The sequence below is a fragment of the Streptomyces sp. NPDC059524 genome (genome assembly GCF_042749255.1).
GTDB lineage: Bacteria > Actinomycetota > Actinomycetes > Streptomycetales > Streptomycetaceae > Streptomyces > Streptomyces xanthii.
Genome location: NZ_JBHYTK010000073.1, coordinates 27,426 through 36,476 on the forward strand (window position 1 = coordinate 27,426; position 9,051 = coordinate 36,476).

The following is a 9,051-nucleotide window of genomic DNA, read 5'->3' on the forward strand; positions in this document are numbered from 1 at the left end:
ACCGCCCCCCCCCTACAACCGCCGAGGCGCCCACCCACCTTGCGGGGGGAACGGCTAAGGGGCCCCAGGCATAACAACGAATATCACCCGGCGGCCCCTCCACCTCACGTGCTACAGAGGGCCCGGCCCAGGTCCCGGGCTCAGTCCTCCAGACCGATCTGGACCAACGGCTTGCCCCGCTTGCGCGACACGAACGTGCCCCGGCCCGCCGGCATCGGCCGCGGTCGCAGACCGCCGAGCAGATCGCCCTCCGCCGGGTCACCGGCGAGGAGCACGCCCTGCGCGCCCAGCTCCTTGATGCGCTGCATGAACGCCTCGTAGCCGGCGCGGCCCGCGCCCGCCGTCGAGCGGGCGATGATGAAGCGGACGCCCACGTCGCGCGCGAACGGCAGCAGCTCGGTCAGGCCCGCCAGCGGGTTGCCGCTCGACGTCGACACCAGGTCGTAGTCGTCGATCACCACGTAGACCGTCGGACCGCTCCACCAGCTGCGGTCGCGCAGCTGCTGCGCCGTCACGTCCGCGGTCGGCGTCCGGCGCTGCATGAGGTCGGCCAGCGCGTCCATGTGGTGCTGCATCTGGTTCGACATCGGGATGTACTCGGCCAGGTGCGACTTCGGCGTCACATCGAGCAGCGAGCGCCGGTTGTCGACGACGAACAGCTTGCAGACGTCGCCGCTGTAGCGCTGCGTCAGCTGCCGGATGAGCAGCTTCAGCAGGTTCGACTTGCCGGACTCGCTCTCGCCGAAGACCAGGAAGAACGGGTCCTGCTCGAAGTCCACGAACACCGGCTCGAGGTTGTCCTCGTCGAGGCCGAACGCGATGCCCCGCTCCGGGAACCGGTCGCCCGGCGGCAGCTGGCGCGCCGGGAACTCGCGCGGCAGCAGCCGTACCGGGGGTGCGCCCGGCGCCGTCCAGTGCCGGGTCACCTCGGCGGCGAGCGCGGTCGTCGCCTCCGCCAGGTCCGTGTCCGAGGACAGACCGTCGATGCGCGGCACCGCCGCCATGAAGTGCTGCTTCTGCGGCGTCTGACCACGACCGGGGACACCCGTCGGCACGTTGGCCGCGACCTTGCGGTCGAACTCGGAGTCCATCGTGTCGCCGAGCCGCAGCTCCAGGCGGTTCATGAGGTGGTCCTTCATGTTCGCCCGGACCTCCATGGACCGCGACGCCGTCACGACCACGTGGATGCCGTAACCGAGACCGCGCGCCGCCATGTCCAGGACCAGCGGCTCCAACGCCTCGTAGTCCGAACGGAAGTTGCCCCAGCCGTCGATCAGCAGGAACACGTCGCCCCACGGCTGGTCGGTCATCGAGATGTCGCCCCGCGCGCGGCGCGCGCGGAAGTCGGCGATCGACGCGATGCCCGCCGTACGGAAGTACTCCTCGCGGCGCGTCAGCACGCCGTACACCTCGGCCGCCGTACGGCGCACCTTCTCGGGGTCCAGACGGGAGGCCACGCCACCCACGTGCGGCAGCCCCTCGACGGCCGCGAGACCGCCACCACCGAAGTCGAGCCCGTAGAACTGGACTTCCTGCGGCGTGTGCGTCAGCGCGAACGACGCCACGATGGAGCGCAGCAGCGTCGACTTGCCGGACTGCGGACCACCCAGGATCTGCATGTGACCGGCCGCGCCGCCGAAGTCCACCCACAGCGGGTCGCGCCGCTGCTCGTACGGCTTGTCGACGAGGCCCACGGGGATGACCAGACGGCCGGCGCCCTCGTACCCGGGCTGGGTGAGCCCGCGGCCCTGCACGGGCGCGAGGCCGGGCAGCAGCGAGTCGAGCGACGGCGGGCTGTCCAGCGGCGGCAGCCACACCTGGTGCGCCGCCGGACCCTGCGCCTCGAGGCGGCGCACGATCACGTCGAGCACGGTGTCGGCCAGCGCGTCGTCCTTCTCGTCGCGCGGGGCCTGCGCCTCCTCCTCGCGCTGCGGCGGCAGCTGCACGTACTGCACCGGCACCTGCGCGGCCGTGAACAGCACCGGGCGCCGGTCCACCGGAAGCGGCCCGCCGGGCGTGGCGACCCGCGCGGAACCCGTGCGGTACACCCCCGAGACGTAGGCCGCCTTGAAGCGCACCATCTCGTCGGTGCCGAACTTCAGGAAGCCGGAACCCGGCACGTTCGGCAGCTCGTACGCGTCCGGGACACCCAGCGCGGCACGGGACTCGGCCGCCGAGAACGTCCGCAGACCGATGCGGTACGACAGGTACGTCTCCAGGCCGCGCAGCCGGCCCTCCTCCAGGCGCTGCGAGGCGAGCAGCAGGTGCACGCCCAGCGAACGGCCGATGCGGCCGATCTGGACGAACATCTCGATGAAGTCCGGCTTCGCCGTGAGCAGTTCGGAGAACTCGTCGATCACCAGGACGAGCGAGGGGATCGGCTGCAGCGGGGCACCGGCCGCGCGTGCCTTCTCGTAGTCGTGGATGTTCGCGTAGTTGCCCGCGTCGCGGAGCATCTCCTGGCGGCGGTTGAGCTCACCGCGGATGGAGTCACCCATACGGTCGACGAGCGTCAGGTCGTCCGCCAGGTTCGTGATGACGGCCGCGACGTGCGGCATCTGGGCCATGCCGGCGAACGTGGCACCACCCTTGAAGTCCGCGAGGACGAAGTTCAGCGTCTCGGAGGAGTGGGTGACGGCGAGGCCGAGCACCAGGGTGCGCAGCAGCTCCGACTTGCCGGAACCGGTGGCGCCGACGCACAGACCGTGCGGGCCCATGCCCTCCTGCGCCGCCTCCTTGAGGTCGAGCATCACGGGCCGGCCGTCGTCGCCGACACCGATCGGCACGCGCAGCCGCTCGGCCTGCGAGCGCGGGCGCCAGGTGCGCTTGGTGTCGACGGTCGCGGCGTCGCCCAGGTTCATCAGATCGGTGAACTCCAGGTTGGCCAGCAGCGGCTCGTCGTCGCTGTCGCCGCCCGTCGCCATGCGCAGCGGCGCCAGCTGGCGGGCGAGCGCCTCGGCGCCCGCGTACGACAGCACGTCCGGCGTGCCCTCGTAGACCATGCCGTGCGCCGACTCCAGGCGCAGCATCTTCGGGTGCACGACGATCGACAGGTCGCCGCGGCCGGCGCTGAGGTCGCCGGGGACGACCTCCAGGACCGTCACACCCTGCAGGCCCTCGGGGGAGGCCAGGATCGAGGTGGGCGGCAGGGAGACGCAGTCCAGGACGACCACCAGGTGCGGCTGCTCGGGGACCGGGGCGCCACCGGGGTGGAAGCGCGGGCGGCCCTCCAGACGCGGGGTGAGCAGCTCCTCCAGCTCCACCGGGTCGGTGGTGATGAGGCGGCGGCTGCCCGCGCCGTCCGTCTGGCCCGGCACCTGGGAGTGCGGCAGCCACTTGGCCCATTCCCACTCGCCGACCGTCTCGCGCCCCGCGGCGACCGCGACGACGAGGTCCTCGGGGGAGTGCAGCGAGGCCAGGGAGGCGGCCACGGCGCGCGCGGTGCCGCGCACGGTCGTCGGCTCGCCGCTCACGGACACGTGGTAGAAGGCGCGCAGCGAGACCGCCATCGGCAGGTCCTCGAGCGTGCTGTGCGTCGCCAGGAAACGCTGCATGGCGCCGGCGGTCAGCGGCTCCAGCTCGTCGACCGGCGCGGTCTGCGGCGGCACCAGGGGAGTGGCCAGACCCTGCGCGCCGAGCCCGACGCGCACCTGTCCGAAGTCCTCGTCACCGGTGCGGCGCTCCCAGACGCGGCTGCCCTCGGCGACCAGCGCCCACAGTTGCTCCGGCGAAGGGTGCAGGTAGTACTGCGCGTCGCGCTGCTTCCTGGCGGTGCCGAGGGCGTCACGGCGCGTCTGCGACAGGTAGCGCAGGTAGTCGCGGCGCATGTCCGCCATCTGTCCCTGGTTGCCCCTGCGGTAGCGGACCAGCATCGCGATGCCCATCGCGATGGTCGACGCCACCATCACCATGCCCATGATGCGCATGAACGGCGGTGACGAGGGGTTGAAGAAGAACACCACCGAACCGCCCATGCCCAGCATGGGCAGGATCTGCATCAGGGCGCCTTCCTGCTGCCCCCGCGGAAGCTCCGGCGGAGGCTGCAGCACCACCTCTTCCGTGGGCACCTCGGACGGCAGTGCCCGAGGTGGGCGCTTGACGACGATGTGGCTCACTTAGCACCAATTCCCTTGCCGGACCGAGCTTTTCCGTCCGCCGCCCCGTGTCAGGCGGACGTCGATCGCGGTTCGCGATCCTACTGACAACCACTGACAACGGCGGGCGGTAGGGTGCCGGAGGTACGCGTGAGCAGTTGCGAACGAGCCCAGGAAAATCGGGCATTGCACGCGGTTCGGAACGTGTGGTTCCCACTCGGCCCGGGCGGAACGGCCCGTGTGACCGGCCCTGCGCCGCAACACAGGCCAACGTACACAGGATCTTTACAGAAGGCCTTCGCGAACAAGGGGGAACAGCAGGTGAGCATGACGGCCTCCGCGCCGGCCGGCCGGACCGGCGCAGCGGGTCCCGGAGCTCCCGCGTCTGCGGGCACGGGCCTCGGATTCTGCCGCGTCACGATCGTGGCGCCCGACAGCCGCATCGACGTGGCACTGCCCGACGACGTGCCGGTCGCCGACCTGTACCCCGAGATCCTGCGGCTCTCCCAGCAGAGCCCGGCCGAGGGGGCGCCCGTCGGCTACCACCTCGTACGCCGCGACGGCACGGTCCTCGACAGCGCCCGCTCCTTCTCGGCGCAGCGCATCCTGGACGGCGAGCTGCTGACGCTGCGCCCGTTCTCCGAGTCGCTGCCGCCCGCGGTCTACGACGACGTGTCCGAGGCCGTCGCCTCCGCCGTCACCAAGGACCGCACCCTGTGGAGCGGCGACCTCACCCGCGCGGCGGGCCTCGTGGCCGGCGGCATCCTGCCCGCCCTCATGGCCTTCGTCGCGTGGAACTCCGAGATCCGCCACGACATGCACAGCCTCCAGGGCATCCTGGCCGCCGTCGCCGGCGTCCTGCTGATCACCCTGGCGTGCGTACGGGGCCGCGTCTACGACGACCGCGGCTCGGCCGTCGCGCTCGGTCTCGGCGCCCTGCCGAACATCGCGGTCGCGGGCTCCGGCCTGCTCCCGCTCTCCGAGGGGCAGGGCATCGGCCGGCTCCAGTTCCTGCTCGCCTGCGCGGCGGTCCTGGTCGCGTCCGTGGTGCTCACCCTGGTCTCGCCCGGCGGTGACGGGCCCTTCGTGGCGTTCGTCTTCGCCTCGCTGATCGGCCTGATCACCACCTTCATCGCGATCCTCACGCATCTCAAGCCGATCGAGACGGCCGCCATCGGCGCGCCGCTCTCCGTGAGCGCCCTCGCGTTCCTGCCCGGCCTCTCCATGCGCTTCGCCCGCCTGCCCATCGGCTTCGAACCGCCGAACCCGGGCCGTGCCGGCTACGACACGACCGCCGACCCGTCGGGCGTCCACGAGGCCGTCGACGCCGAGCGCGTCGCCGCCCAGGCCCGCCGCGGCCACGAGCTGCTCGTCGGCCTCGTCGGCGGCTGCGCCCTCGTCTCCGTGGGCTCCTCGATCGTCCTCGGCTTCTCCAGCAACGTCTGGGGGCAGCTGCTCGCCCTCGCCACGGGCGTCGCCATGCTGATGCGCGCGCACCTGTTCCGCTACACGGCGCAGGTCGGGGCCACGCTCGCCGCCGGTCTCGCCGCGCTCGTCTTCCTGGGACTCGGCCTCGCCCTGCACCCGCCGGTCGACTACCTGCGCGACGCGATCTTCAAGAACGACACCACGGCCCTCGACATCCGCACCGTGTGGATCATCGCGGCGATCGGCGCGGCCACCGCCCTGGTGACCTCGATCGGCCTGATCACCCCGCGTCGCGGAGTCACCCCCTTCTGGGGCCGCTTCCTGGAGATCGCCGAGACGTTCGTCCTGCTCACGCTGATCCCGCTGGCCCTGGCCGTCTTCGACGTCTACGCGTCGGCGCGGGCCATGACCAGCTAGCAGGGACCCCGGTCGGGGGTGCACCCGACGGCTGGTACGCTGTGTGACGGCCGTTTGTGTACGCGCCCCCGGCATCAGCTGGGAGCAGCGCCCAGCGGATCCCCGCCTCCCGAGTTACGGAAGCTCCCCTGAGATGTAGACCAGGGGCACTCGGCGGCACGAAAACTCTACGAGGAGTAAGCGTGGCTCTCGACAACGCTACGAAGAAGCAGATCATCGCCGAGTTCGGCCAGAAGGAGGGCGACACCGGCTCTCCCGAGGTTCAGGTGGCCATGCTCTCCCGCCGCATCTCGGACCTGACCGAGCACCTCAAGACGCACAAGCACGACCACCACTCCCGTCGTGGTCTGCTGATCCTGGTCGGCCAGCGTCGCCGCCTCCTGCAGTACCTGGCCAAGAAGGACATCGCGCGCTTCCGTGTCCTGGTCGAGCGCCTCGGCATCCGCCGCGGTGCGGCCGGCGCCCGATAAGACGCCGAAAGGGGAGCGGTTCCCGATTGAGGGGGCCGCTCCCTTTTGCTGTACGTGCGCACTGTCACACAGGCTTTGTAGTCTGGTGACGTACGAGTACGCGTGACGCGTGCTCGAGACGAGGAACAGCGCAGCCCTCGCCGCCGCCGGTCCTCGGTAGTGGCCCCCGGAGACGCAAGAGGATCCCCGGGTGCTTCGATCGAAGACCGGCCCGCTCCAAGGCGCGCTGCTCCGTTCGTCCCCCTGCCACACGGGCAGTACGGGACAAAAGACGAATACAGACGAAAGCAACGGAGAAAACGCTAGTGGAGAACGAGACCCACTACGCCGAGGCCGTCATTGACAACGGCTCCTTCGGCACCCGCACCATCCGCTTCGAGACGGGCCGTCTGGCCCGCCAGGCCGCCGGCTCCGCCGTCGCCTACCTCGACGACGACACGATGGTCCTCTCGGCCACCTCGGCCTCGAAGAACCCCAAGGACCAGCTCGACTTCTTCCCCCTCACGGTGGACGTCGAGGAGCGGATGTACGCCGCCGGCAAGATCCCCGGCAGCTTCTTCCGTCGTGAGGGCCGGCCCTCCGAGGACGCCGTCCTCACCTGCCGCCTCATCGACCGCCCGCTGCGCCCCTCCTTCAAGAAGGGCCTGCGCAACGAGATCCAGGTCGTCGCGACGATCATGGCGCTCAACCCCGACCACCTGTACGACGTCGTCGCGATCAACGCCGCGTCCGCGTCCACCCAGCTGGCCGGTCTGCCCTTCTCCGGCCCGGTCGGCGGCGTCCGCGTCGCGCTGATCAACGGCCAGTGGGTCGCGTTCCCGACGCACACCGAGCTCGAGGACGCCGTCTTCGACATGGTCGTCGCCGGTCGCGTCCTCGAGGACGGCGACGTCGCGATCATGATGGTCGAGGCCGAGGCCACCGAGAAGACCATCCAGCTGGTCAAGGGCGGCGCCGAGGCGCCGACCGAGGAGGTCGTCGCCGCCGGTCTCGAGGCCGCCAAGCCCTTCATCAAGGTGCTGTGCAAGGCCCAGGCCGACCTCGCCGCCAAGGCCGCGAAGCCGACCGCCGAGTTCCCGATCTTCCTGGACTTCCAGGACGACGTGCTCGAGGCCCTGACCGCCGCCGTGAAGCCCGAGCTCTCCGCCGCGCTGACCATCGCCGGCAAGCAGGAGCGCGAGGCCGAGCTGGACCGCGTCAAGGGTCTGGCCGCCGAGAAGCTCCTCCCGGAGTTCGAGGGCCGCGAGAAGGAGATCTCCGCCGCGTACCGCGCGCTGACCAAGTCCCTGGTCCGCGAGCGCGTCATCAAGGAGAAGAAGCGCATCGACGGCCGCGGTGTCACCGACATCCGCACCCTGGCCGCCGAGGTCGAGGCCATCCCGCGCGTGCACGGCTCCGCCCTGTTCGAGCGCGGCGAGACCCAGATCCTGGGCGTCACCACGCTGAACATGCTGCGCATGGAGCAGCAGCTGGACACCCTCTCCCCGGTGACCCGCAAGCGCTACATGCACAACTACAACTTCCCGCCGTACTCCGTCGGTGAGACGGGCCGCGTCGGCTCCCCCAAGCGCCGCGAGATCGGCCACGGCGCCCTCGCCGAGCGCGCCCTGGTGCCGGTGCTCCCGACGCGCGAGGAGTTCCCCTACGCGATCCGTCAGGTGTCCGAGGCCCTCGGCTCCAACGGCTCGACGTCCATGGGCTCCGTCTGCGCCTCCACCATGTCGATGCTGAACGCCGGTGTGCCGCTGAAGGCCCCCGTCGCCGGTATCGCCATGGGTCTGATCTCCCAGGAGATCGACGGCAAGACGCACTACGTCACCCTCACCGACATCCTCGGTGCGGAGGACGCCTTCGGCGACATGGACTTCAAGGTCGCCGGCACCAAGGAGTTCGTGACCGCCCTCCAGCTGGACACGAAGCTCGACGGCATCCCGGCCTCCGTCCTGGCCGCCGCCCTCAAGCAGGCCAAGGACGCCCGCCTCCACATCCTCGACGTGATGATGGAAGCGATCGACGTTCCGGACGAGATGTCCCCGAACGCGCCGCGGATCATCACGGTCAAGATCCCGGTCGACAAGATCGGTGAGGTCATCGGCCCCAAGGGCAAGATGATCAACCAGATCCAGGAGGACACCGGCGCCGACATCACGATCGAGGACGACGGCACCATCTACATCGGTGCCGCCGACGGCCCGGCCGCCGAGGCCGCCCGCGCCACGATCAACGGCATCGCCAACCCGACCATGCCGGAGGTCGGCGAGCGCTACCTGGGCACCGTCGTGAAGACGACGACCTTCGGCGCGTTCGTGTCCCTGCTCCCGGGCAAGGACGGCCTGCTGCACATCTCGCAGATCCGTAAGCTCGCCGGCGGCAAGCGCGTGGAGAACGTCGAAGACGTCCTCGGTGTGGGCCAGAAGGTCCAGGTCGAGATCGCCGAGATCGACTCCCGCGGCAAGCTCTCCCTGATCCCCGTGATCGAGGGCGAAGAGGGCGACGACGCGAAGGACGACACCGACAAGTGACGTCCCGTAGCACCAAGGCGGGGGGGGGGCCCCCGCCCCCGCGGGGGGGGCCCGACCGAGTAACCCCGCGCCGCCACCGCGGGGGGGGGCGACCCGCGCCACGGTCACCTGGTGGGACCG

The 9,051-nt window shown here is 70.7% G+C and carries 4 protein-coding genes; 3 read left to right on the forward strand and 1 reads right to left on the reverse strand.

Annotated elements, in window-relative coordinates:
• Nucleotides 1-140 precede the first annotated feature (140 nt).
• Nucleotides 141-4,115, reverse strand: a complete 3,975-nt coding sequence (eccCa, locus tag ACFW9D_RS21195) for a type VII secretion protein EccCa (protein WP_384623819.1) — start codon at nucleotides 4,113-4,115, stop codon at nucleotides 141-143.
• A gap of 306 nt (nucleotides 4,116-4,421) precedes the next feature.
• Here eccCa and eccD point away from each other — a divergent pair, with 306 nt between their 5' ends.
• The 3 genes from eccD to ACFW9D_RS21210 all read left to right on the forward strand — a co-directional run bounded on the left by eccD (nucleotide 4,422) and on the right by ACFW9D_RS21210 (nucleotide 8,931).
• The gene (gene eccD / locus ACFW9D_RS21200) at nucleotides 4,422-5,939 is read left to right on the forward strand and encodes a type VII secretion integral membrane protein EccD (RefSeq protein WP_384623821.1); all 1,518 of its coding nucleotides are present in this window, start codon (nucleotides 4,422-4,424) and stop codon (nucleotides 5,937-5,939) included.
• Between the two features lie 182 nt (nucleotides 5,940-6,121).
• Complete coding sequence (rpsO, locus tag ACFW9D_RS21205; RefSeq protein ID WP_188336506.1) at nucleotides 6,122-6,409, forward strand: 30S ribosomal protein S15; 288 nt, start codon at nucleotides 6,122-6,124, stop codon at nucleotides 6,407-6,409.
• A gap of 305 nt (nucleotides 6,410-6,714) precedes the next feature.
• Complete coding sequence (locus ACFW9D_RS21210; RefSeq protein ID WP_188336505.1) at nucleotides 6,715-8,931, forward strand: polyribonucleotide nucleotidyltransferase; 2,217 nt, start codon at nucleotides 6,715-6,717, stop codon at nucleotides 8,929-8,931.
• The last annotated feature ends 120 nt before the right edge of the window (nucleotides 8,932-9,051 follow it).